Annotated in this window: 18 protein-coding genes; 9 read left to right on the forward strand and 9 right to left on the reverse strand. The window is 61.8% G+C overall.

Annotation, left to right across the window (positions count from 1 at the left end):
• Nucleotides 1-48: 48 nt before the first annotated feature.
• The gene (locus QNM96_RS07625) at nt 49-399 is read left to right on the forward strand and encodes a hypothetical protein (protein ID WP_283835473.1); all 351 of its coding nucleotides are present in this window, start codon (nt 49-51) and stop codon (nt 397-399) included.
• Nucleotides 396-803 carry a hypothetical protein gene (locus QNM96_RS07630; RefSeq protein WP_283835474.1) on the forward strand — a complete coding sequence of 136 codons (408 nt, stop codon included), beginning with the start codon at nt 396-398 and terminating at the stop codon, nt 801-803. The genes QNM96_RS07625 and QNM96_RS07630 overlap by 4 nt, the downstream gene beginning before the upstream one ends.
• A 158-nt stretch (nt 804-961) precedes the next feature.
• On the opposite strand, the gene QNM96_RS07635 is transcribed toward QNM96_RS07630, so the two are convergent.
• The gene (locus QNM96_RS07635) at nt 962-3,292 is read right to left on the reverse strand and encodes a PQQ-dependent sugar dehydrogenase (protein ID WP_283835475.1); all 2,331 of its coding nucleotides are present in this window, start codon (nt 3,290-3,292) and stop codon (nt 962-964) included.
• A gap of 258 nt (nt 3,293-3,550) precedes the next feature.
• Between QNM96_RS07635 and QNM96_RS07640 the strand changes: the two genes are divergently transcribed.
• Nucleotides 3,551-4,399: a sugar phosphate isomerase/epimerase gene (locus tag QNM96_RS07640; protein ID WP_283835477.1), complete on the forward strand. Its 849-nt coding sequence runs from the start codon at nt 3,551-3,553 to the stop codon at nt 4,397-4,399.
• 44 nt (nt 4,400-4,443) lie between these two features.
• Here the strand turns inward: QNM96_RS07640 and QNM96_RS07645 are convergent, their stop codons facing one another.
• Nucleotides 4,444-6,789 (reverse strand): PQQ-dependent sugar dehydrogenase, encoded by a 2,346-nt coding sequence (locus QNM96_RS07645; RefSeq protein ID WP_283835478.1) that lies wholly within the window; start codon nt 6,787-6,789, stop codon nt 4,444-4,446.
• Nucleotides 6,790-7,452: 663 nt separating this feature from the next.
• Here QNM96_RS07645 and QNM96_RS07650 point away from each other — a divergent pair.
• Nucleotides 7,453-8,190, forward strand: a complete 738-nt coding sequence (locus QNM96_RS07650) for a fumarylacetoacetate hydrolase family protein (protein WP_283835479.1) — start codon at nt 7,453-7,455, stop codon at nt 8,188-8,190.
• Between the two features lie 62 nt (nt 8,191-8,252).
• A complete protein-coding gene (locus QNM96_RS07655) occupies nt 8,253-9,020 on the forward strand; it encodes an MBL fold metallo-hydrolase (protein ID WP_283835480.1) in 768 nt (255 codons plus the stop codon).
• Between the two features lie 61 nt (nt 9,021-9,081).
• Here QNM96_RS07655 and QNM96_RS07660 read toward each other — a convergent pair whose 3' ends face one another.
• Nucleotides 9,082-9,516, reverse strand: a complete 435-nt coding sequence (locus QNM96_RS07660; RefSeq protein ID WP_283835481.1) for a hypothetical protein — start codon at nt 9,514-9,516, stop codon at nt 9,082-9,084.
• Between the two features lie 206 nt (nt 9,517-9,722).
• Here QNM96_RS07660 and QNM96_RS07665 point away from each other — a divergent pair, with 206 nt between their 5' ends.
• The gene (locus QNM96_RS07665; RefSeq protein WP_283835482.1) at nt 9,723-10,577 is read left to right on the forward strand and encodes a polysaccharide deacetylase; all 855 of its coding nucleotides are present in this window, start codon (nt 9,723-9,725) and stop codon (nt 10,575-10,577) included.
• Nucleotides 10,578-10,864: 287 nt separating this feature from the next.
• Here QNM96_RS07665 and QNM96_RS07670 read toward each other — a convergent pair whose 3' ends face one another.
• The 5 genes from QNM96_RS07670 to QNM96_RS07690 form a co-directional block, all read right to left on the reverse strand.
• Entirely contained in the window at nt 10,865-11,956 is a 1,092-nt protein-coding gene (locus QNM96_RS07670; RefSeq protein WP_283835483.1) for a DNA topoisomerase IV subunit A, read from the reverse strand.
• Nucleotides 11,953-14,421 (reverse strand): DNA topoisomerase VI subunit B, encoded by a 2,469-nt coding sequence (locus QNM96_RS07675; RefSeq protein ID WP_283835484.1) that lies wholly within the window; start codon nt 14,419-14,421, stop codon nt 11,953-11,955. The genes QNM96_RS07670 and QNM96_RS07675 overlap by 4 nt, the downstream gene beginning before the upstream one ends.
• Nucleotides 14,422-14,666: 245 nt before the next feature.
• Nucleotides 14,667-15,143, reverse strand: coding sequence for a universal stress protein (locus QNM96_RS07680; protein WP_283835655.1), 477 nt, complete (start codon nt 15,141-15,143; stop codon nt 14,667-14,669).
• 62 nt (nt 15,144-15,205) lie between these two features.
• Nucleotides 15,206-16,030, reverse strand: a complete 825-nt coding sequence (locus QNM96_RS07685) for an ABC transporter permease (RefSeq protein WP_283835485.1) — start codon at nt 16,028-16,030, stop codon at nt 15,206-15,208.
• Nucleotides 16,027-16,698, reverse strand: a complete 672-nt coding sequence (locus tag QNM96_RS07690; RefSeq protein WP_283835486.1) for an ABC transporter ATP-binding protein — start codon at nt 16,696-16,698, stop codon at nt 16,027-16,029. Before QNM96_RS07690 ends, QNM96_RS07685 begins: the two co-directional genes overlap by 4 nt.
• 128 nt (nt 16,699-16,826) lie before the next feature.
• On the opposite strand from QNM96_RS07690, the gene QNM96_RS07695 reads away from it, so the two are divergent.
• The 3 genes from QNM96_RS07695 (at nt 16,827) to QNM96_RS07705 (ending at nt 20,538) form a co-directional block, all read left to right on the forward strand.
• Nucleotides 16,827-19,562 (forward strand): AAA domain-containing protein, encoded by a 2,736-nt coding sequence (locus QNM96_RS07695; protein WP_283835487.1) that lies wholly within the window; start codon nt 16,827-16,829, stop codon nt 19,560-19,562.
• A gap of 194 nt (nt 19,563-19,756) precedes the next feature.
• Nucleotides 19,757-20,050 carry a UPF0175 family protein gene (locus tag QNM96_RS07700; protein ID WP_283835489.1) on the forward strand — a complete coding sequence of 98 codons (294 nt, stop codon included), beginning with the start codon at nt 19,757-19,759 and terminating at the stop codon, nt 20,048-20,050.
• Nucleotides 20,050-20,538: a hypothetical protein gene (locus QNM96_RS07705; protein ID WP_283835490.1), complete on the forward strand. Its 489-nt coding sequence runs from the start codon at nt 20,050-20,052 to the stop codon at nt 20,536-20,538. The genes QNM96_RS07700 and QNM96_RS07705 overlap by 1 nt, the downstream gene beginning before the upstream one ends.
• An 81-nt stretch (nt 20,539-20,619) precedes the next feature.
• Here the strand turns inward: QNM96_RS07705 and QNM96_RS07710 are convergent, their stop codons facing one another.
• The gene (locus tag QNM96_RS07710; RefSeq protein WP_283835492.1) at nt 20,620-20,793 is read right to left on the reverse strand and encodes a hypothetical protein; all 174 of its coding nucleotides are present in this window, start codon (nt 20,791-20,793) and stop codon (nt 20,620-20,622) included.
• Nucleotides 20,794-20,853: the final 60 nt, after the last annotated feature.

The following is a 20,853-nucleotide window of genomic DNA, read 5'->3' on the forward strand; positions in this document are numbered from 1 at the left end:
TTCCTCCCCCAAAGCGGTCCGCTCCAGATAGTCGACCGCCTGGAACGCGTGTCCGTCGAGCCGGCCGGGAACGGGCGAATCTCGACCGGGTCTTTAGACGGCGACACTCGGCAGTGGGTCGAAACTGAACCGCACGTGTTTCGTGATGTCGACGGACACGACGCCATCGCCTTCGAGGTCGGAGATGACGGTGTGACGGCGATGCACATGAGCAGCGAACCGGCCGGCGTCTACCAGCCGGTCCCGATCCACGAACGGCAGCTTGTCAGCGGCGTCGTTGTCGGTGTCTCCTTGGCCGGGTTCGCCCTCTCGCTCGTCGGCTGGGGTGTGACGGGAGCACGGCGAAGATGGGGCGGGCCCGTCGATGGCGACGAAAGCGGGACGGGGAGGTCCGAATGACGGACCGATCCGGCGTGGAAAACGCGGCAACTCGAGCGATCGACTCGAGTTTTCGGAGGCTGATTATCGACGGGATTGAGCGCCGCATCACCAGCCTCTCGTGGATCGCGAGGGCGTCCGGGGTCGGGCTGTGTTTCGGGTCCATCGGATTCGTCCTCCTGTTCGTCTCCGTCATCGAACGAGGCGGTGAGCTCACGCTCATCACGCGACCGGTCCCGATGCGAATCGCGCTCGCGCTCCCGTCTCTGCTCGTCGTCTTCACTCTCTCGACCGCCGTCGGGGCGTTACTCGCTTGGAGATACCGGTACTGGTCGCTCCGCGCTCGTGTCCACCAGACGTTTTTGGCCGCCCTCGGCGTCGGCTTCGTCTGGCAACTCTACTCCCTCGGATTTATCGCAGCGTAGCATCGACGGTCGACCGGTTTGCCTTCTCGCTCGTTGGGCGCGTTGGTTCGAATACCGAAATGCGGAGTCGGGATCGTACTAACCGCTCGCGACACGGTGACGCACAAATACCTGGTTGGCGATTTCGGCGGGTTCCAAAAGAAAATGTGGCCGGGTAATCAGGAACCGTTGTCCGATCCTTCCGTTTCGTCGTCTTCACCGGGAGCCTCGTCTGGGTCTTCGGGATCCTCCTCAGGATCTATTTCATCGTCTTCCGGCGCTTCGGGTTCGTCGACCGGATCTTCGTCATCTGGTGCTTCGTCGACCGGTTCCGCTGGGTCTTCGTCGGCTGGAACGAGACGGTGGACTTCGCCGGTGCCGCCGCTCGGGAAGTTTTCCTCGGTGGTGAGGACGTATATCTCGCCCTCCGCGTCTCGGCCGAACGCGAGCACGAACCGGTCGAGTTCGTCCTCGTCGCGGACGAGGTCGTCGTCGGCGTCAATACGAAGTTGTTCGACAGGCCAGAGTTCCTCCCAGAGTTCCTCCTCGTACAGCGGATGGTCGGTGCCTTCGGGAACCTGATCGGCGAAGGACTCGGCTCCGGCGTCCGTCGGCCGGTCCCCGTCTTGCCATCCGTCGGGCGGGTGCGAGACGAAGAGTTTGCCCAGCGGTTCCTCGAAGCTCTCGCTCCAGTCGCCGAAGATGTATCCGTCCTGCAAGTCCTCGAGGCCGCCTTCGGTGTACATTCGACCGCCGACGACGGCGCTACCGATGTTCTGGATGTCGTACTCTTGCGGGTAGTCGATCACGGGATCAAGCAACGGTTCGCCGCCGCGTACGTCCTCGGGCGTCTCGTCGGGACACTCTTCGGGCGGCTCGCCGGGGTTGTCGGTGCTGAAGCAGTGAACGCCTTCCTTGACGTTCCAGCCGTAGTTGCCGCCGCGCTCGACGTGGTTGATGATTTCGAACAGCAGCTGTCCGACGTCGGCGGCAAGCAGTTCGCCGTCGTCGGTGAACGACATTCCCCACGGATTGCGCATTCCCCAGGCGTAGTACTCCGCGTGACCAGGTTCGCCAGTTAGTTCGGGTTCGTCTTCGACCTCCTCGTCGTCTTCTTCTACTTCGTCTTCTCGACCGTTTTCGTCCACCTCGATCTCCTCATCGGTCGTCTCTTCCTGGACTTCATCCCCGCGGCCGTTCTCGTCCACCTCGACTTCCTCGTCGTTCTCGTCTTCGAGACCGTTCCCGTTATCCTCGAGTTCGTCGTCATCCTCGAGTTCCTCATCAGCTTCGTCGACCTCCTCGTCTACGCCTTCTTCCTCTTCGGGTTCTTCGTCCTCCGTCTCCTCGAGGTCCATCTCGTAGAGCGGGTTGTCCTCGGGGATGCCGTAGGGCTTGTCGAACTCCTCGGTGTCGACGTCGATCCGGAGCATCCCGCCCAGGAGCGTGTCTCGAGTGTTCTGTCCGCTCCCGCCTTCGTTTTCGGTGTACCAGTCTTCCGGGTGGCCCGGTCCGGTATCGTCTCCGTCGCCGCCGTCGCCGATCGCGACGTAGAGATAGCCGTCGGGGCCGAACGCGAGCGGCCCGGCGTTGTGATTGAACTGTGGCTCGGGAACCTCCATCAGTCGGCGTTCGGAGTCGGAATCGGCCGACTCGAGGTCCTCGCCGGCCTGGAACTCGGAAACCACGAACGTGTGGCTGTAGGAAGCGGGCGTTACCGTCCCGCGGTGGCCACTATAGCGGAGGAAGAATCGCCCGTTCTCCTGAAACTCCGGGTGGAACGCGATGCCGAGCAAGCCGCGTTCGTCGAAATCGTCGACGTCGATCGAAACTCGATCCGCGATGTCGAGGAACGGTTCGTCCTCGAGGCCGTCTGGGCCGTGGACGTAGATCTGTCCGGGCTGGTCGACGATGAACCGCCGGTCGGCTTCCTCGTTCGCGACCTGAAAATCTATCGGGGAGTCGAGTCCCTCTGCAACGGTCTCGAGGCCGACCGTCGGCCCCTTCTCGATGAGAAGCTCATCGTCGGGTTCCTCGTCCGGGGTGGGTTCCTCGACGTCGGCCAGCTCGATGTCGCCGCGCATCTCGGCCGGGTGAACCGAGCAATAATACTCCGCCATCTCTTCGGTCGCCTCGAACTCGAAGGTGACGACCTCTCCTTGCTCCGTGACGATTTCGGTGCCGTCGATCGCGTCACCCTCCGCATTCAAGATGACGAAATCGTGCGGTGTTCCGTCAGCGTTCGTCCACTCGACGACGTAGGTCTGTCCCACCTCGAGCTGGAGTGTTGGGTTCTCCTCCTCGGCGATTTCGTCGGGAGCCTGGCCCACCCAGCCCTCGGAGAATCCGTCGAGTTCGAACGTTTCGCCCTCCTGTGCCGTCCCGACGGTAGCCAAGGACGCGGCTACGCCCGTTGCCGCGGCGGATTTCAGCACCGTCCGCCGCGTCGGGGCGAACGGGACGCCGTCCCACGTGCTCTCACTGTTTGCATCGCTATTTCGTTGTGCCATGATGCCAGTTAGCAATAGATAACTGGCAGAATAAGCGGAGCCATCGTTTTGGAACGAAAACGCAGACTTCCACAATCGGGAACCACTCGAACGGTATACATCGCTTATTACCGCTCGCTGTGCATTTTCGTTCGTTCGGACCACGGATCGGGCCCCAGTGGTGGGTTTGGCCACGTGTCGCCGGTCGGAACTGTCGTTCCACGACGAAATAGGCGATTTCGGGCCAACGAATTAGTATCTCACCGTGGTACCGGTGATATGACCGACCTCGCTTTTTCGACGAACGCCTATACGCGATTTCCCCTCCCCGAAGCGGTTCGCCGCATCGGGGCGTACGGCTACGATGGCGTCGAAATCCTCGGCGACGAGCCCCACGCCTACTTTCCACACTTTACCGACGCCGACCGGGAGTCGCTCCTCGAGACACTCGAGGAAACCGACCTCGCGGTCTCGAATATCAACGCCAACACGGCGATGGGATACTACGACGACGCGCCGCCGTCGTCGTTTTTCGAACCGAGCGTCATCCGAGCCGACGAGGAGGCGAGAACCTGGCGCATCGAGTACACCGAACGAGCGATCGACCTCGCGAGTACGGTAGACGCGCCGGCGGTCTGTCTCGCGACGGGTCGCCCGCTCCCCGGCACACTCCCAGAAGACGCTCGGGCATTACTCCTCGAGTCGCTCGAGGAAATACTCGAGTATGCAGAGGCTAACGGGGTCGAGGTAGGTATCGAGTTCGAACCGGAGCTGCTGATCGAGAACACGGCGGAAACGCTCGAGCTCATTGAGGAGGTCGGCCGCGAGTCCCTCGGCGTTAACCTCGACCTCGGCCACGCCGCCGTCTACGGCGAAGACGTCGTCGAGAGCATCCACGACTGCGCCGGATCGATTACGGGAATTCACCTCGAGGACATCGTGGGCGGCAGACGAGGGAAACACTACCACCGGATCCCCGGGGAGGGCGACCTCGACTTTCGCGCGATTTTCGATGCGCTCGACGACGTCGGCTACGACGGGTTCGCCACCCTCGAGCTGTACACCTATCCCGACGAACCGGATCGGGCGGCTGAGGAGGCGTACGCGGCGCTCAAGGAGTACGTGTAGCAACGTCGAACGGGACCGACAGCGGAACGGAGCGAGGCTGGCAGTTAGTAGTCGCTCTCGTTGCCGTCGTCTGCCTCGTAGTCGTCTTCGGCGTCGTCGTCCGGCTCGGCTACTTCTTCATCGTCGGGCATCTCCTCGTCCTCGGGGGTCTCGTCGTCGGCTTCCTCGGGCGTTTCATCTTCGTCGGGCATCGCGTCCTCGTCGACCGTTTCGGCGTCTTCGGGTGCCGGAACATCTTCGCCCTCGTCCTCGGGAACGATTCTGTAGATCTCTCCGGTTTCGGCGTCCGGTCGGTAGTCCGAGTTCGTGAGGACGTACAACTCGCCGGCCTCGTCGCGCATGACGTTGTAGACGTACCGGTTGAGCGACTCGTTCTCGGCGTTTTCGATCACCAGCTCCTCGAGATCCCAGCGCTCCGGGAAGGGTTCGACTTCTTCGGGTTCCTCGTCGCCCGGTGGCGTGACGGTCAACAGTTCGCCGTCCGCGGCGACGACGCCTTCGGCGCTCCAGTTGCCGAAGACGTACTTACCCTGTAGTTCGGGGATGTCTTCGCCGTCGTAGCGGTAGCCGCCGACGACGACCGAACTGTCGATGAATGCCTCCGTGCCGCGCTGGTGTTGGTACTCCGCGATCGGGTTCCGAAGCGGTTCGCCGCCACGGACGTCCTCTGGCGTCTCATCGGGACACTCTGCGGGCGGGTCGATCGGCGTTTCGGGACTGAAACAGATCGATCCCTCCTTGACGTTCCAACTGTAGTTGCCGCCGTACTCGACGATGTAAACCGACTCGATCAGGTGCTGGCCGGCGTCGGCGACGAATATCGTGCCGTCGTCCTGGATCGTCATCCCCCACGGGTTCCGGAAGCCCCACGCGTAGTACTCGTCGAGCTGATCGTCGAGTTCGACGAGCGGGTTGTCGTCGGGGATGCCGTACGCACCGTCGTCCGGTCCGTTCGCTTCGGCCTCGGTCTCCGCGTCGACGTCGATACGGAGAATCCCGCCGAGGAGGTTCTCCTGGGTATCCTGTCCGTTGCCGCCCTCGTTTTCGGGGTACCAGTCCTCAACGTGGCCGAGTCCGATATCGTGGACGTTGCCGCCGTCGCCGATCGCGACGTAGAGGTAGCCGTCGGGGCCGAACGCGAGCGCGCCCCCGTTGTGGTTATCCTGGGGCTGTGGGATCTCCATCAGGATCCGCTCGGAGTCGGGGTCTGCCTCGCCGTCGTCGTTCACCTGAAACTCCGCGAGGACGTCGGTGTGATTGTAGTCCTCCGGCGTTCCCTCGCGAAGTTCGCCGCTGTATCGGACGTAGAACTGGCCGTTCTCCTGAAAGTCGGGGTGGAACGCCAGCCCGAGGAGTCCGCGCTCGTCGTAGTCCTGTAGGTCGAGAATACCGAGGTCGACGATGCGGTCGCTGAGGTCGATGAACAGCTCCATGTCATCCGGCGTCGCGACCTCTGGATCCGTCTCGTCGTCGGTTTCGTCGTCCTCGTCGTCGATTTCAACGTCGGTATCTTCCTCAACTTCAACGTCGTCATCGTCGTCAATCGCAACGTCGTCGTCTTCGTCGATTTCGTCGTTCTCATCGTCTTCGAAGACCGGTTCTTCGTCCTCATCGGGATCTCGAGGTTCTTCGTCGGCGTCTTCCTCGAGATCGTCGTCCGTTTCGTACTCGTCTTCCTCGTCGTCCACCTCGACGTCGTCTTCCGCCTCGTCGTCAAGGTCGTCGTCGACCGCCGCTTCGTCCTCGTAGTGGATATAGACCTGACCGGTCTGTGTGACGATGAAGTTCCGGTTTTCTTCGTCGCCCTCGATGTACTCCATGCCGGTCAAGCCGGGGAGATCCTCCGCGACCTTTTGGAGGCCGATGCGTTCGCCCTCGGGGAAATTGCCGGCGACGGGAATGTCCTCGAGCGGTTCCGGATCCTCGTCTTCCGGTTGTGCGTCACCGATGACGAGGTCGCCGCGCATCGTATCCGGATGCATCTCGCAGTAGTACTCGGCCATCTCTTCGGTGGCCTCGAACTCGACGGTCTGTACCTCGCCAGTCTCTTCGGTGATCTCGCTGCGAACGAGTTGTTCGCCGTCCGCCGAGAGGATGGCGAAGTTGTGGGGCAAGCCGTCGCTGTTCTCCCACGTCACCTCGTATGTCTGGCCCGCCTCTAGCTCGAGGGTCGGGTTCTCCTCATCCTCGATCTCGTCGGGTTCGACGCCGATCCATCCCGGCGTCGGCCCGAGAAGGACAATCTGTTCGGCCTCGGCTTCCTGCGCGCTGACGACGCTTCCGAGGCCGGCCGCGGCTCCGGAGGCTGCCAACGCCGAAAGAACTGTTCGTCGCGTCTGTGCCGTGCTCCTGGCGTGCTCGCTGTTGGTACGTTCGGTTGGTGGATTCATGGTCTCTCGTGAAGTGGTGGACGGGCGACGCAGACAACTGAAACAGCCGCGCGTCGAACTGGAATCGCGTTCGTGCAGTCGGATCCGGAGCAATCGTGAAATCGTTGTCTCGCCCTGATTCGATTGCCCGGCTCCCGCCGCGAGTCCACCCGTCCTACGCGCGCAGTCTCCGGGGAGGCCAATAAGATACGACAACGATTTCGCGAGTAACAGCGTCGCTGTGGATACTTCACCGATTTAACGGCTGGTTTTCGTCTCGCACGTCCGGATTGAGTGATCGTCAGGCGGTGCATACTCCCGGTCGATGAGGGATCTCACGCAGGTTCTCGAGGGGTATCGAAACTGCGTTCTGATCACTCGAGAGACCGCAATGATGACGAAAGTTCTCAGTTCGCTGTGGTGCCCAAGCAAGCGCCAGCGGGTTCGCCCGTTTTCCGCTAGGCCACACCACAACATCCAACGCAGGCCCGCCTCCTCGTTCGCGCGAGCGAAGCGAGTACGAGGTCGGAAGAGCGCGCTCTTCCGGTGGGTCGCACGTCTCGCGAGCGTTGCGAGACGTATCCTCGGCCCCTGCTCTGGCCCCGTCAATTACCACTCCGAATTGAGTCTCGACGAACGTCCGGCTTCTCAACGTTTTTCTATCCCTACGCCGAACCTCGGCGTATGAAATACGTCCGATTCCGCGACCCGGCCGGTGCAGTTCGAAGAGGCGAACTCGAGAACGGAACCGTCCACTTCGCGAACGAGAGCTACGATTTTGACGCCAAGGAGATCGACATCCTCCCGCCGACCGACCCCTCGAAGATCGTCTGCATCGGACGCAACTACGCCGACCACGCCGACGAGATGGGATCGGATCTCCCGGATCGTCCGATGCTCTTCTTGAAGCCGCCGAACACGGTCTCGAGCCACGGCGACACCGTCACCGTCCCGGCGGGGAAAGACCGGATCGACCACGAGGCCGAACTGGGAGTCGTCATCGGCGAGCAGTGCCGGCACGTCCCGGTATCCGACGCCATGGATGTCGTCGCAGGGTTCACCTGCGTCAACGATCTCTCGAACCGAGACGATCAGTCCGAAGAGCGCAACTGGGTCCGGGGCAAGGCCTTCGACGGAGCCGCCCCGATCGGCCCGGTTCTCGCGACGCCGGACGAGGTGCCCGACGACGCGTCGGTTCAATCGCGAGTCAACGGAGAGTTGAAACAGGACGGCTCGCTCGATCAGCTCATCTTCCCGATTCCGGAGCTAATCGCCGAAATCACGACCTACCAGACGCTCGAGGAAGGCGATGTGATCGCGACCGGAACACCGGAGGGCGTCGGCGCGCTCTCGGACGGCGACGAGGTCGAAATCGAAGTCGAAGGCGTCGGAACGCTCTCGCACTCGGTTCGAATTCCCTAACCCGGACGACGGAATACATTCGGAGACGAACGTTTTTCGACGCGTCGGCCGAACACCCGTTCATGACCGTCAGCTACGGCGCGGTGACGATCGACTGGCTCGGCCACGCGACCGTGCGACTCGAGGGGCGGACGGGCGCGGTTATCTACGTCGACCCCGTTCGGGATGGCGCGCTCGAGGAGGCCGACCCGCGAGACGGCGATTTGATTCTGGTCACACACGAGCACCACTACGATCCGGACGCGATCCGGCGGGTCGCTCGCGACGACGCGATGGTCGTTATCCACGAGTCGATAGACGGCCAGGGGGACGACCGGTGCGAGGGCGAGAGACGCCGTGGGACCGTCGATCGCCCGGCGAAGCTCCCCTGTGACGTCGAACGGGTCCGCGCCGACGAATCGTTCGTCCTTGGACCTCTCGATCTGTTTACGACGCCTGCTTACAACGAACCGGACGGCCCTCACACGCTCGAAGACGGGTCGCCGCCCCATCCGGAGGGAGAAGGCTGTGGCTACGCGGTCACCATCGACGGCGTGCAAGCGTTCGTTCCGGGCGATACTGACGCCCTCGAGTACCACGAGGAACTGGAGGTCGACGTTTTTTTCCCGCCGATCGGCGGCGGTGTCACGATGGATAGACGCGAGGCCGCGGCGCTCGCCGAGCGGATGAGCCCACGGCTCGTCTGTCCGATTCACTACGATACGTTCGATTCGATCGAGACGGACGAGGAGGCCTTCGTCGTCGACGTGGCGACTCGCAACGTTCCCGTGGTTCTCGAGGATCCTGAGCGGTCGGCTGTCGCGCTCGAGGAACCGCAACCGATCGACTGAGGGACTCCGGATTCCTGTTCCGGACGTCCGTTTCAGGTAGTTGCTCCGGATTCAACACCGACTACAGCGACGTGTTCGGAGTCGAGCTAACGCTCGAGGTGAGAAACTGTTGGGTCTGGAGCCCTGTCTGGAACCGTTGCATGATCTTCGATTGGTGTTCGGGACACGCCATGACGATGACTGCCCCATCTTGAACCGGTATCATGGGTTGGGCCGCGTTGTGCGGTGCGAGACGACAGCCGGGACAACGGATTCCGCCGGCTGGGTGGTGATGCAGGAGATCGATCGACCCGTCGGTTGTCAACCCACAGACCGAACTGAACCGTTCGACGTGGTCGTCACAGCTGATAACGGGAATCGTGAGTTGGTCCAAGAGGAGAAACGAGATGGCCCGTTGACTATCAGATTCGAAGGCGGACCGACACGCATCACACTGGACGGGCGGATGGCCTTCGTCAGCACCCGGCTCCGGGTACTGTAAATCTGCTGCTGGCATTCGTGTCTATCGGCGGGTCGCCATGCAGGTAAGTGATTGGATGTCGGAGACTCGCGCGCTATCGCGAACGCCTGCGTTCATCTGCGGGACGTGATATACTGCCGGCTGTACCTCTGTGAAGATTCTCGAACCCCCGGGCGGCGTGAATCCCGAACGACGTACAGCCGGCAGTATAGCTATATTCTCTTCCAGGTCGACGGTCGGACATGACCAACGCAACGGTCTGTGTCTCGTATCACTTCGATGCCGTCTCGACGTGGCTCTGGGCGTTCGACGCCTGGGACATGCCGACCCGACACTCTCGAGGAGTCTACGGCGCGGATGTCGGAACACCTCGACTGCTCGGCCTCCACGATGACTACGATCTGCCCTCGACGTGGTGCATTCCGGGGCACACGATCGAGAGCTTCCCGGCGGCCTGCGAGGCGGTCGCCGACGCGGGTCACGGAATCCAGCACCACGGCTGGACCCACCGCGGTCCCTCGAGCTACGAGAGCAGGGAGGCCGAGAAGGCGGACATCGAACGCGGCATCGAGAGCATCGTCGCGCTGACGGGAGAACGCCCGACCGGGTACGCCTCACCCGCGTGGGACTTTTCGGAACACACGCTCGACATCCTGCTCGAACTCGGCTTCGAGTGGGACTCGAGCGTGATGGCCGCGGACTTCGAACCGCACTACCTCCGCCGGGGCTGGCGAGCGCCCGAGGACGCACCGTACGAACGCGGCGAGCCGACCGATATAGTTGAACTCCCACCGTCGTGGGAGCGCGACGACTTCCCGCCGTTTACCTACACGTGGGCGAGCCCCCACCGGATGGGCTACACCGACGAAGAGATGATCTTCCGGAAGTGGCGCGACCAGTTCGACTGGATGGTCGAAAACGTCGATAACGGAGTCTACGTTCTCACGCTCCACCCGCAAGTGATCGGACAGGCCCATCGGATTTCGCGCCTTGAGAACCTGTTCGAGCACATGCTCTCTCGAGACGGTGTCGAGTTCGAGCGAATGCAAACGGTCGCGGATGACTTTCGAGAACGAAATCCGTCCCCGACCCCGTGATGCCTCGAATCAATGTCGTCTGGTATACGTCCGGCGCGTACTCGTTTCACTACACGAAATTAGCTGACGTGAACTGGCGATTCGATCGCCATCCAAACCCGCATGCGCCCGCAAAACAGTCCACGCGCCTCCAGACTCACAATCCCACGTCGGCGAGCGATCGTGCATTACCGTCGAAGAACCGCGATTGGTCGCACGAGCGGTTTTGAAACGCTGGCGACGAGCGGACGAGGCCGATTCGCTGTCCGAGATCAATACGGCAGAAAACCCGCCGTGAGTACGACGGCCTAGATGACGTCCATCGCCTCGAGTCGCTCCGGCAAGTACGTCTCCGTCACGAAGTCCAGTCCGCGAGCGGCGAGTGACTGCTGTTCGGCCTTCTTCCCGATCTCGAGTTGGAGCTCGATCTGTTCTTCCCAGTAGTCGGTCTGGAACCGGGGATCGGAGAGTTCGCTTTCGAGGGCGTTGATATCCGAATCCGAGAGCGGGTCGGTCGGCAGGTCGTACTCGACGATGTCGGCGGGCTGGATCCCGATGTACTGGGCTTCCGGTGTCGCGAGGTACTCCGAGAGATGGGCGGACTTGATCGAGCCGTAGGCGATCGAACCGAAGATCCGGTAGGACCACGGGTCGCCGTCAGCGAAGACCACCACGGGGAGACCGAGCTCGTCGTGGAACCGCTTCGTCAGTCGGCGAGTGGCCCGAGCGGGCTGGCCGCCGAGGTGGACGACAATCGCGTCGTACTCGTCGTCGAAGCCGTTCTCGACGAGTCGATCGCGCATACCACCGGTCTCCACGCAGAGGACGAACTCGGCGTCGTTGTCGAGAAACTCGATCATGTCCGGGTTGTTCGGAATCTGGTACCCGCCCTGTCCCACATCGAGCTGACAGTGGATGTCTCGATCGCCGCGTTTCGTCTGCTCGCGGATGTGAATCGGTCCCATCACCTTTGCGCCGGATTCCTCCGGACGCATGTGGAAGTCTTCGCGGGTGACCCCCGAGACGATCTCTAGGTCCTCGACCAGACCGTTCGACTCGTCCTGATCGTTGAACTGGGCGTTGTCGTTGTCCCAACTTTCGGAGAGGTAGTACAACTCACGCAGGGTCGAGGAGCGGTCTTCCTCGAGTTGATCCGCGAGGAACTCGATCGTGTACGTCGCCTTGAGGAGCTTCCGCGCGCCTCGAACGGAGTTCGCCGATCGCGTCGAGGTGCGGTCGCCGTAGACCCACACCCCCTTCTCTTCGTCGTACTCGATGTTGCTCTTCGTCCGCGTCGGGAGAGACATACTCGGAATCTCCCCCGTCTCGAACTGATCGTAAAACTCCGCGGCGAGGTCGATCAACTGTTCTCTTGCTTCCTGATTGGTGTCCGTACTCATTGGTCTGTCACGGTGAGTTTCTCGCTTTCTACGCCACTGACGTCGAGATCGAACGAGGCGTCGGTGTCGACCTCGTACTCGAGAACCGCTTCGTCCCCACTCGAGACGTCGCCGTCCCACTTGACGAACCACTCGCCGTCCATTTCGACGACGGTCGCGCCGTCGGAGAGCCCGCGCGGCTCGGCCGAAACGATATCAGTTAACTCGAACGACTCGGTCGTACTCGTGTGGTTCTCGACGATGACGGAGACCGCCTGACCGTCGCCGTTCTCCTCGAGTTCGCGCTCGACGAGGACGTTGTTCATGATCCGAGCGACGGCGTCGTCGATGTCCGGTTCGGGGTTGCCCGTCACTTCGGCGACCTTTTCGGCCATCTCTGGGAGGATCTGCCCGAGAACGTTCTGTTTGCGCCGGCGTTTTTCCATCGAACGGCGCTTGTTGAGATAGCTCTTGAGTTCTCGAGACGCTTCGCGAATTGCGAGTTCGATCTCGTCTTCGATTTCGGGAACGTTCGCCACGGCGTCTTTCGATTCGCTCGTGAACGGCACGTTCGTCGATGCCACGTGGACCATGATCACGACGGGACCGTTCGGAATGCCGGAGCCGCCAGGCTGTTCGAGCCCGTAGTTTCGCCAGCCGATCTGTTTGACCACGTCGGTCGTCGCACAGGCCCCGCGCTGGTAGACCAGCGGCACGCGGTTCGCAAAGCGGAGCACGTCTCCGCTCCCTTCGGCTTGCAGGTCGCCACCGTAGGCGATCCCCGCTTCGACGATAAACGGATCGCCGCCCGAAACTTCCGCGTCGCGGGTCGCCGCCGCGTAGAAGTCAGCGTCGAACTCCTTTCGCAGACCGGCTTCGATGAGTTCGTCGGTGATCGGCGAGAGACACCGCGTCGGCGGTGCCATGATGTCGGTTGCACGCATTCCGTCGACCAGCTGGCTCGAGGCGTCCCGGCTCTCCGCCAGTTCCCGAACCAGCGGCGGATCGTCCGGAACCGTTCGCATGGCGGCCCAGATTTTCTCGACGACGTTCTCTCGAGCGGTGTCGCCGAACGCGGCCTCGTCGTACTCCTCGGTCAGCTCCGCGGCGCGGTCGACGGCCGATTGGAGCTCCCCGTGGGTGAATCGATGGCGCACGTCTTCGGCGTCCTCGAACTTGCCAGCCAGCCGCTCGGCGAAGGCGTGAATCACTTCGTCGTCCTTTCGCGTACTCGTCGCGTCGTCGGCGAGTGCGTGAATATTGGCCGTGATCCGAGAGTCGGCGTCCGATTCAGTGTCCGCCGATGAGGTGCCGTCGTCGTCGATTTCGTTCGACAGTCCGACGATCTCGCGCCACGCCGCCTCGACGGCGTTCTCACACACCGTGTCGCCGAAGGTCGTTCCGTGGTCGTCTTCGGTCGCTTCGGCCGCGGATTCGACGATATCAACCAGCTTGTGGTGGGAGATTCGTTCGCGGTTACTGACCGTCGTCGCGATGGTCTCTGCGAAGTCGGCCGTCGCGGTCGCACCTTTGTTCGCCGTCGCAGACTCGATTGCACCGGCAACGTCGGCGCTTTCGGTTGCCTCCGGCGGCTCCCACGACATTTCCCGACCGAAGTGTCGGTCGCGGAATTCGTCGATAACCGAGGTTGCGGTCTTCTTGCCGACTCGAGTGAATTCCTCCTGGAGAAATCCGGAGATGCTGTGGGAGTCGGTCGCCGAGAGCATCTTCATCACGGTGCCGAGTTCGACGCCGTGTGGGTGGGGACGGATTTCTTCGGTCTCTTCGGGGAGCTCGTCGGTCGCCCGTTCGGATTTGAAGTGCGCGCTTGGCTCTTTGAGCTCGAGACGGGCGTGCGGGTTGACGACCGCCGTGTGTTTGATGTAATCGTGGAGTTGGTTTCGCGCCCGCATGTTCGCTTCCATCTCGAGTTCGATGCGAGTACCGTGGGGACGGTCCCACGAAGCGGTTTCTTCGACGCTGATCTCGGGTTCGTTGTCGTCGGTGTCGATGATCAGTTCGAAGTACTCCGCCTCGCTCGAGCCCTGCGTTCGGCTCGTGATCTTGGCGGGTTTCCCGCTGGTCAGCTGGGAGTAAAGCACCGCCGCTGAGATACCGATTCCCTGCTGTCCGCGCGATTGCTCCCGAGCGTGGAATCGGGAGCCATAGAGCAGTTTTCCGAAGACCTTCGGTAACGATTCCTTGGTTAATCCCGGTCCGTTATCCTCGACGATGAGCCGGTAGTAATCTCCATCCTCCTGAATTTCGACGTAGATATCTGGAAGGATACCGGCTTCTTCCGCGGCGTCGAGTGCGTTGTCAACGGCCTCCTTGACGGCCGTCACAAGGCCCCGAGCACCGCTGTCGAAGCCGAGCATATGCTTGTTCTTCTCGAAGAACTCGGCGATGGAGATCGCGCGCTGGTTTTCAGCCAGCTCTTCGGCGATCCCCTCCTCCTCGCCGAGTGTCGACTGGAACGACGTCATCGTTTCCTCTTATTAGCGGCGGGGCTAAAAGCTGTGCGCTACCGCGGTGAAAGTGATTCGCTCGATTTGTTTCGGGACGGAGTTGCTTTTTGATGGATCTGTTCGACGCTCTTAGCGACTGCGTTCGAGGATTTCAGAACTGCGACGAGCGGTTGCTACCGGTTATAGTGCAACTTGGGTTACTCTACTGATGAGTTACTAGTCGCACTTGAGGACGCGGCGCGTTCGACCTCGCCGTTATCTCCTCACTCGACGGTCGCCTGAGCCTCGGTCGCCGACGACTCCTGTTCGTCCGCATCGAGGCGAACGGTCAGGACGGGGACCGGACACTGGCGGACAACGCGCTCGGTAACGCTCCCGAGTAATAATCGATCGATGCCGCCGCGGCCGTGGGTCCCCATCACGACGAGATCGCACTGCTCGGGTGCGGCTTCGTCGACGATAACCCGACTGGGCGACCCCTCGAGCACGATCGTTTCCACGGGGACATCCTCCGGTGCGAGCTCTCTCACCCGCCGGACGGCCGTCTCCCCCTCTTCCCGAAGGGCGTCACTGATGCCGTCCCACGCGGTCTCCATCGGCAGCCCCCCGTAGCTCGCGGCGTTAACGACGTACACCGCACGAATCGCCGCGTCGTGCGTTCGCGCGAGCTCGATGGCGTACTCGAGTGCGTGCTCACCCTCCGCCGAGCCATCGGTCGGGACGAGGATTCGATCGTACATCGTGGTATATGATGACATACTACGTCCGACAGTAATAACGTTGTCGAGTGGGTGGCGGAGTTTCAGACGTCGATCTCCTCGAGAACGTCACCGTCGAGTTGCTTCGCATCGGTGAAGACGCGGCGGCTGATCAGGATCGTGTTTATCACGACCGTCAAACCCCCGGCGGCGAAGATCATCAGCATGATCACGAACTGGTACTGGGCCGCGTAGATCGGGTTCGAGCCGGCGATGATCATTCCCGCCATCAATCCCGGGATCTGGACGATTCCGAGGCTCTTGATGCTGTCGAGGATCGGGATGATCGAAGCGTAGACGCTTGTCGACACGTACTGGTTGATCGCCTGTTCGGGCGACCCGCCGACGCTCAGCATCGCTTCGATCTCCGCCCGGTTCGAGGCCAATTCCCCCGTGAAGCGATCTAAAACCAATGAGTTCGTCTTCATCGCGTTGGCGATGATCATACTTCCGATGACGATCAGGTCGCGCATCGTCGTCTCAATGGCACCCGCGAGCGTCATCATTACGATCACGAGTCCGGCACCGAATCCGATCGAAATAACGGACGTACGGAACACGCCGGGGATCGCACCGCCGCGCTTGTGAGAGATCCAGCCGCCGACGCAGATCATGAACGCGAGCACGACTGTCGCCCACGCGAGGTGGGCCGCCAGTAAGACGCCGATAACCGCCCCTGCCGCGACGACCTGTATCAACCCGCGACCCGATGTCGTCACGGCTTCGCGGCCGAAATCGAGGTTCCGGGCGTACACGACGCCCAATACGATCGCGGCGAGCGCGGTTGCGACGATAATCTGCACGAAGCCCGTGAGGATAACCGGGTCCGTAGCCTGCTCGACGAACGTCTCGAGGGCTGCGTCGGTCATTCGAGTACCTCCTCGGGCGTCCCCTCCGCGACGATCCGCCCGTCGTCAAACTCGACGATACGCTGTCCGAGTCGTCTCGCCTGTGCGGTGTCGTGTGTGACGAGCACGCATGTAAGCGATTCCTCACGTATCAGTTCGGCCAGCAGATCCTCGATTTGGGCCTCGATCGCCGTATCGAGGTGCGCGGTCGGTTCGTCCAGCAAGAGCACCTCGGGCTCGACGTAGAGCGTTCGCGCGATGGAGACGCGTTGGCGCTCCCCGCCGGAAAGTTCCTCGACGGGACGATCCTCGTACCCCTCGAGCCCCATCCGCTCGAGGAGCGCCCCCACGCGGACGCCGTCGATCGGCTCGTCCCGCATTCGTGCACCGAGCGAGACGTTTTCGAAGACCGTTCCGCGGCTGAGTGCGGCATCCTGCGGTATCAGCCCGATTCGACGGCGCACCGTTTGCGGATCGATCTCCCGGTAATCGGTTCCGTCGAGGTACACCGTTCCGGCAGTCGGTTCGTCGAGCCGGTTGAGCAATCGGAGAAACGAGGACTTGCCGGACCCCGACGAACCGACGATGGCAACGACGGTAGATTCCCGAACGCGCAGCGATACCGAATTGACGATCGGATCGCCGTCGACGATTCGAGTGAGCGAATCGGCTTCGAGTTTTGGCCCCATTGTGCGTTGCTAACTCGTCGTTCAGTCAAAAACGACGTGTTCGGGATCCAGATATCTTACCCGCCGGACCCCGTGTAAGACGAACCCCGACCGACAGCATTTTTCACCGCCACCCCCTTCACGAATCCGTGAACGTACGCGGTACCGTCGCGGGCGAGGTCGACGTGCAAACGGTGACGACGAGCTACGGCGAGAGCGAGCTCGCGGAGGTTCCGCTCCGGTTCGATCGCCTCGAGCAGTCGTCGAACCCGCTCGAGGGCCAACGCTCCGGTGATCTCGAGGATCAGGACCCCGGCTCGTTCGAGGGCTCCGACGCGACGACGGTCACCCTCTGGGGCAAGTGGACCGAGTCGGCGGAGCTGCTCGAGCAGGGGATGGAACTGCTCGTGACGAACGCCGAGGAAGACGAATATCAGGGCGAAACCCAGTACTCGACGACGGGCAACTCCTACGTCGTCGTCGAGCCGAGCTTTCTGGTGAACGTGACGGATGTTCGCAATTGGGTCGAGTGTCCGCGTCTCTATTATCTCAATAAACTCTCCGGGGTTCCGTTGAACTACCCCGTTTTGAAGGGGACCATCGTCCACGAGGTCTTCGGCGACCTGCTCCGCGGGAGGGACCTCGAGGCCGCAATCGACGAGCGAATCGACGAGCGCGGGCTCGAGCTCGGATTACTCGGCGAAACGCCGGAGGCGGTCGCGGAGGACGTTCGGGACAACGCCGCCGCGATCGAAGGCTGGCTCGAGCAAGGCCGATTGACCGAAACGGATAGTTGGCGCTCCGAACAGTTGCTCATCAGCGAGACGTTCGGCATCCGCGGCCGAGCCGACGCAGTCCGTCGAGGTGCACCGGTCGAGCTCAAGACCGGCAAGAACCTGCGCAAGGACCCGCGATTCAAGGACAAGGTGCAGGCCGCCTGCTATGCGCTCTTGCTCGAGGAACACGGCGGCGATATCGACATGGGAACGCTCCTGTACACGAAAAACTCCGCACTCGACCGAAACGAGGAAACCGGCGATCTGACGCCCGCAAAGGAGTTCACGATGGGCGACGGCCTGCTGAAGTTCGTCGTTCGCGTGCGAAACGAGATCGCGGCGATGGAGGTTTCCGGGGACGTACCAACCGGATACGAGGCTGATGCAAAGTGCGAGTACTGCTTCGAACAGGACACCTGCATGGTCGTCTCGGGTCGCCTCGACCAGGAGTCGAAAGCCGGGCAGATCGGACAGTCGCTCCCCCAGGACGAACTCGAGTACTTCGATCGGCTCTACCGCGCGATCGAGGAGGAACGCCGGGAAGTCCACAAGGAGTACGCCAAGCTCTGGGAACAGAGCGCGCAGGAACGGGCCGACGACGACCGAGCGATTATCGATCTCGAGTTCGTAGAGCGCCGCGAACTCGAGGGCGGGCGGTGGGAGCTTCGGGCCCGACAGCAGGGTGCGGTCACCTCCAAGCTTCGGGAGGGGGATCTCGTGTTGGCGAGCGACGGCCATCCCGTGGGCGGCAATTCGGAGCTTGCCCGAATAGAGCGTCTCGACGACGAGATCGTCCTCTCGACCGACGAGCCGGTCGAAGTCACGCGACTGGACGTCTATCCCTCCGAGATCACGACCGACCGACTCCTCGTAGCGCTGCACGACGCGCTGCTGAAAGGAAGCGATCGACGGAAGGACGTTCTCTTCGGGCGAGCCGAACCCGAGTTCGAAGATCCCGAAGAGACGTTCATCGACAACAACGAGGCCCAGGACGAAGCCGTTCGAAAAGCAGTGGGCGCACAGGATTGTGCGCTGATCCACGGCCCGCCCGGGACGGGCAAGACCTACACCATCGCTCGAGCGATCCGCGCGATGGTCGAGCGCGGCGAGCGGGTGCTTCTCTCGGCGTTTACGAACCGAGCGGTCGACAACGCGCTCGAGGCGCTTCTCGAGCAGGGGATCGACACGACCGACGTAGTTCGAGTCGGCTCCGAGAGCGGCGTCCGCGAGGACATGCAGGCGTACCGACTCGACTACGCGGGTGATCCCGAGGAGCGCGTCGCCGAGTTACAGAACGCGCAGGTCGTGGCGGCGACGACGGCGACCTGCGGGTCGCGGGTCATGAAAGAACAAGCCTTCGACGTGGCACTGGTCGACGAAGCCGCGCAGTTGACCGAGCCCGGAACCTACGCCGCGGCGAATTTAGCGGATCGGTTCGTCCTCGTCGGCGACCACGAACAGCTTCCGCCGGTCGTCCGAGCGGAGAACGACCTCACCGAATCGCTGTTCGAACGCCTTGTCGAGGAACACCCCGACGCGGGCATCATGCTCGATCGGCAGTACCGGATGAACCAGCGGATTCAGGCCTTCGCTTCTCGAGAGTTCTACGATGGCGAACTTCGCCCCGCAGAGCCCGAGGTCGCGACGCGAACGCTCGACGACCTCGAGGGCGTTTCCCGCGAGAAACTTCTTTCCCAGCTTCGGGACCCAGTTAGCTTCGTTGCCGTCGAGGGCGACGACGGTCAGTATACCGACGACGAGGAAGCCGTTCGGATCGCGGAGTTGATCGAACGCTACGAAGAAGCCGGCCTCGAGCGGTCGGATATCGGCGTCATCGCGCCATTTCGGGCACAGGTTTCGAACATTTCGAATCACGTCCCCGACGAGGTCGCCGTCGATACCGTGGACCGATTCCAGGGCTCGAGCCAGGAGGTCATCATCGTTTCGTTCACCGCGACAGACACGCTCGAGGGACCGATCTTCGAGGACTACCGCCGGATCAACGTCGCGCTGACGCGACCAAAACGGGCGCTCGTGCTCGTGGGCGATTCGAACGCGCTCGAAACCGACCCAGTGTATCGGCGGATGCTCGAGTGGGCCAGTCAGTGATAACTCGAATTGCGATACTGGTTTTCGGGAAATATGGTCCCGAAAGCCCCCGCCCCGCCATGTTCGGGTAGGTGACGCGGAGGGACGCGTTGGCCGCGACCGCTACGGCGGAGCATATCGTATCCGACCGAACTCGCCAGCCGTTCAGCCATCCGTTACATCTATTGCGTATCGTAACGTAGTACTTCGTAACGATGAAAACTGTTACCACACGCATTCCGGAAACTGATGAGGATGTCCTCTCCGAACTCGAGGAGGAAATGAGTGCGGACAGATCCGAAGTGCTTCGTCGACTCATCAAACAAGGGTTGACAGACTGGCGGAAAGAAAAAGCGCTCGAGGAGTTCCGAGAACATAACGTAACGCTCCGTAAGGCAGCTGAAATAGCCGACGTAACGTACGTCGAGATGCTCTCGCTCGTCGCCGAGGAAGGCATCGATGTCGGGTACACGACCGAAGACCTCGAACGCGATCTCGATCGAATCTGATGGCAGTAGTCGATTCATCCGCGTTAATACCGCTCGCGTGGGTCGGTCGTCTCGATCTCCTATCGACAACGTTCGACGAGTTGCGGACAACCGAAGCCGTTCGGACGGAAGTCCTGACAGAAGGAAAACGCGGCACAACGGCACTCGATGCGTTCCTCGAAGAAGTCGCTATCTGTGAAACCCCAACCGAAGCTACTGAAGTAGCAACGCTCGAGGGGATAGCGATTGCAGATGCATCAGTAATTTTACTCGCCGAGGACAACGATCACGCCCTCGTCGCTAACGATAAGGGACTCATAGAAGTCGCCCAAAGCCACGGAGTCGACTGTTTGTGGGTGACAACATTGTTATTGAAGTGTACGAAGGAGGGGACGTTAGATTCCGAAACGGCAACCGACCTTCTCTACGATCTGGTAAACGAAGGTATGAATCTCCACCCGAAAGTTTACACACAGATACAAAAGAAACTCCGAGAGTTCGACAATTGATACGCGGCCGCTCGCATCGACATCTGGCGTCGATCGAGGAGGCGCGATATGGGTGCGTATTCGGGTGTCGCGGGTCCCGAGTCAGTTCCACTGCTGAAGAGAAACCACCGCACTGCACCGAATGGAGAGCCACGCGTCGTCTTCGGTCAGTTCGTCGAGTCGAAATCGCGGGGTGGAATGCCCGTGATCGACCGTCGCCTCGACGCGGTGGCCCGTCTCCGGAGCTTCCGAATTTCGATCGTCATCCTGAACCATGGGTGGTATACAGTAGCATGGATTATAAGCCCTCTGCGTACGTTCGGCGCGGACTCGCTC

It is taken from the genome of Halostagnicola sp. A-GB9-2 (assembly GCF_030068615.1).
In the GTDB taxonomy this organism is placed as follows: domain Archaea; phylum Halobacteriota; class Halobacteria; order Halobacteriales; family Natrialbaceae; genus Halostagnicola.

Bases quoted from the DNA above. Each gene is read 5' to 3' on its own strand.
- QNM96_RS07630 (WP_283835474.1), top strand. From the start codon at position 396: ATGACGGACCGATCCGGCGTGGAAAACGCGGCAACTCGAGCGATCGAC.
- QNM96_RS07635 (WP_283835475.1), bottom strand. From the start codon at position 3,292: ATGGCACAACGAAATAGCGATGCAAACAGTGAGAGCACGTGGGACGGC.
- QNM96_RS07640 (WP_283835477.1), top strand. From the start codon at position 3,551: ATGACCGACCTCGCTTTTTCGACGAACGCCTATACGCGATTTCCCCTC.
- QNM96_RS07645 (WP_283835478.1), bottom strand. From the start codon at position 6,789: ATGAATCCACCAACCGAACGTACCAACAGCGAGCACGCCAGGAGCACG.
- QNM96_RS07650 (WP_283835479.1), top strand. From the start codon at position 7,453: ATGAAATACGTCCGATTCCGCGACCCGGCCGGTGCAGTTCGAAGAGGC.
- QNM96_RS07655 (WP_283835480.1), top strand. From the start codon at position 8,253: ATGACCGTCAGCTACGGCGCGGTGACGATCGACTGGCTCGGCCACGCG.
- QNM96_RS07660 (WP_283835481.1), bottom strand. From the start codon at position 9,516: ATGCCAGCAGCAGATTTACAGTACCCGGAGCCGGGTGCTGACGAAGGC.
- QNM96_RS07665 (WP_283835482.1), top strand. From the start codon at position 9,723: ATGACCAACGCAACGGTCTGTGTCTCGTATCACTTCGATGCCGTCTCG.
- QNM96_RS07670 (WP_283835483.1), bottom strand. From the start codon at position 11,956: ATGAGTACGGACACCAATCAGGAAGCAAGAGAACAGTTGATCGACCTC.
- QNM96_RS07675 (WP_283835484.1), bottom strand. From the start codon at position 14,421: ATGACGTCGTTCCAGTCGACACTCGGCGAGGAGGAGGGGATCGCCGAA.
- QNM96_RS07680 (WP_283835655.1), bottom strand. From the start codon at position 15,143: ATGTACGATCGAATCCTCGTCCCGACCGATGGCTCGGCGGAGGGTGAG.
- QNM96_RS07685 (WP_283835485.1), bottom strand. From the start codon at position 16,030: ATGACCGACGCAGCCCTCGAGACGTTCGTCGAGCAGGCTACGGACCCG.
- QNM96_RS07690 (WP_283835486.1), bottom strand. From the start codon at position 16,698: ATGGGGCCAAAACTCGAAGCCGATTCGCTCACTCGAATCGTCGACGGC.
- QNM96_RS07700 (WP_283835489.1), top strand. From the start codon at position 19,757: ATGAAAACTGTTACCACACGCATTCCGGAAACTGATGAGGATGTCCTC.
- QNM96_RS07705 (WP_283835490.1), top strand. From the start codon at position 20,050: ATGGCAGTAGTCGATTCATCCGCGTTAATACCGCTCGCGTGGGTCGGT.
- QNM96_RS07710 (WP_283835492.1), bottom strand. From the start codon at position 20,793: ATGGTTCAGGATGACGATCGAAATTCGGAAGCTCCGGAGACGGGCCAC.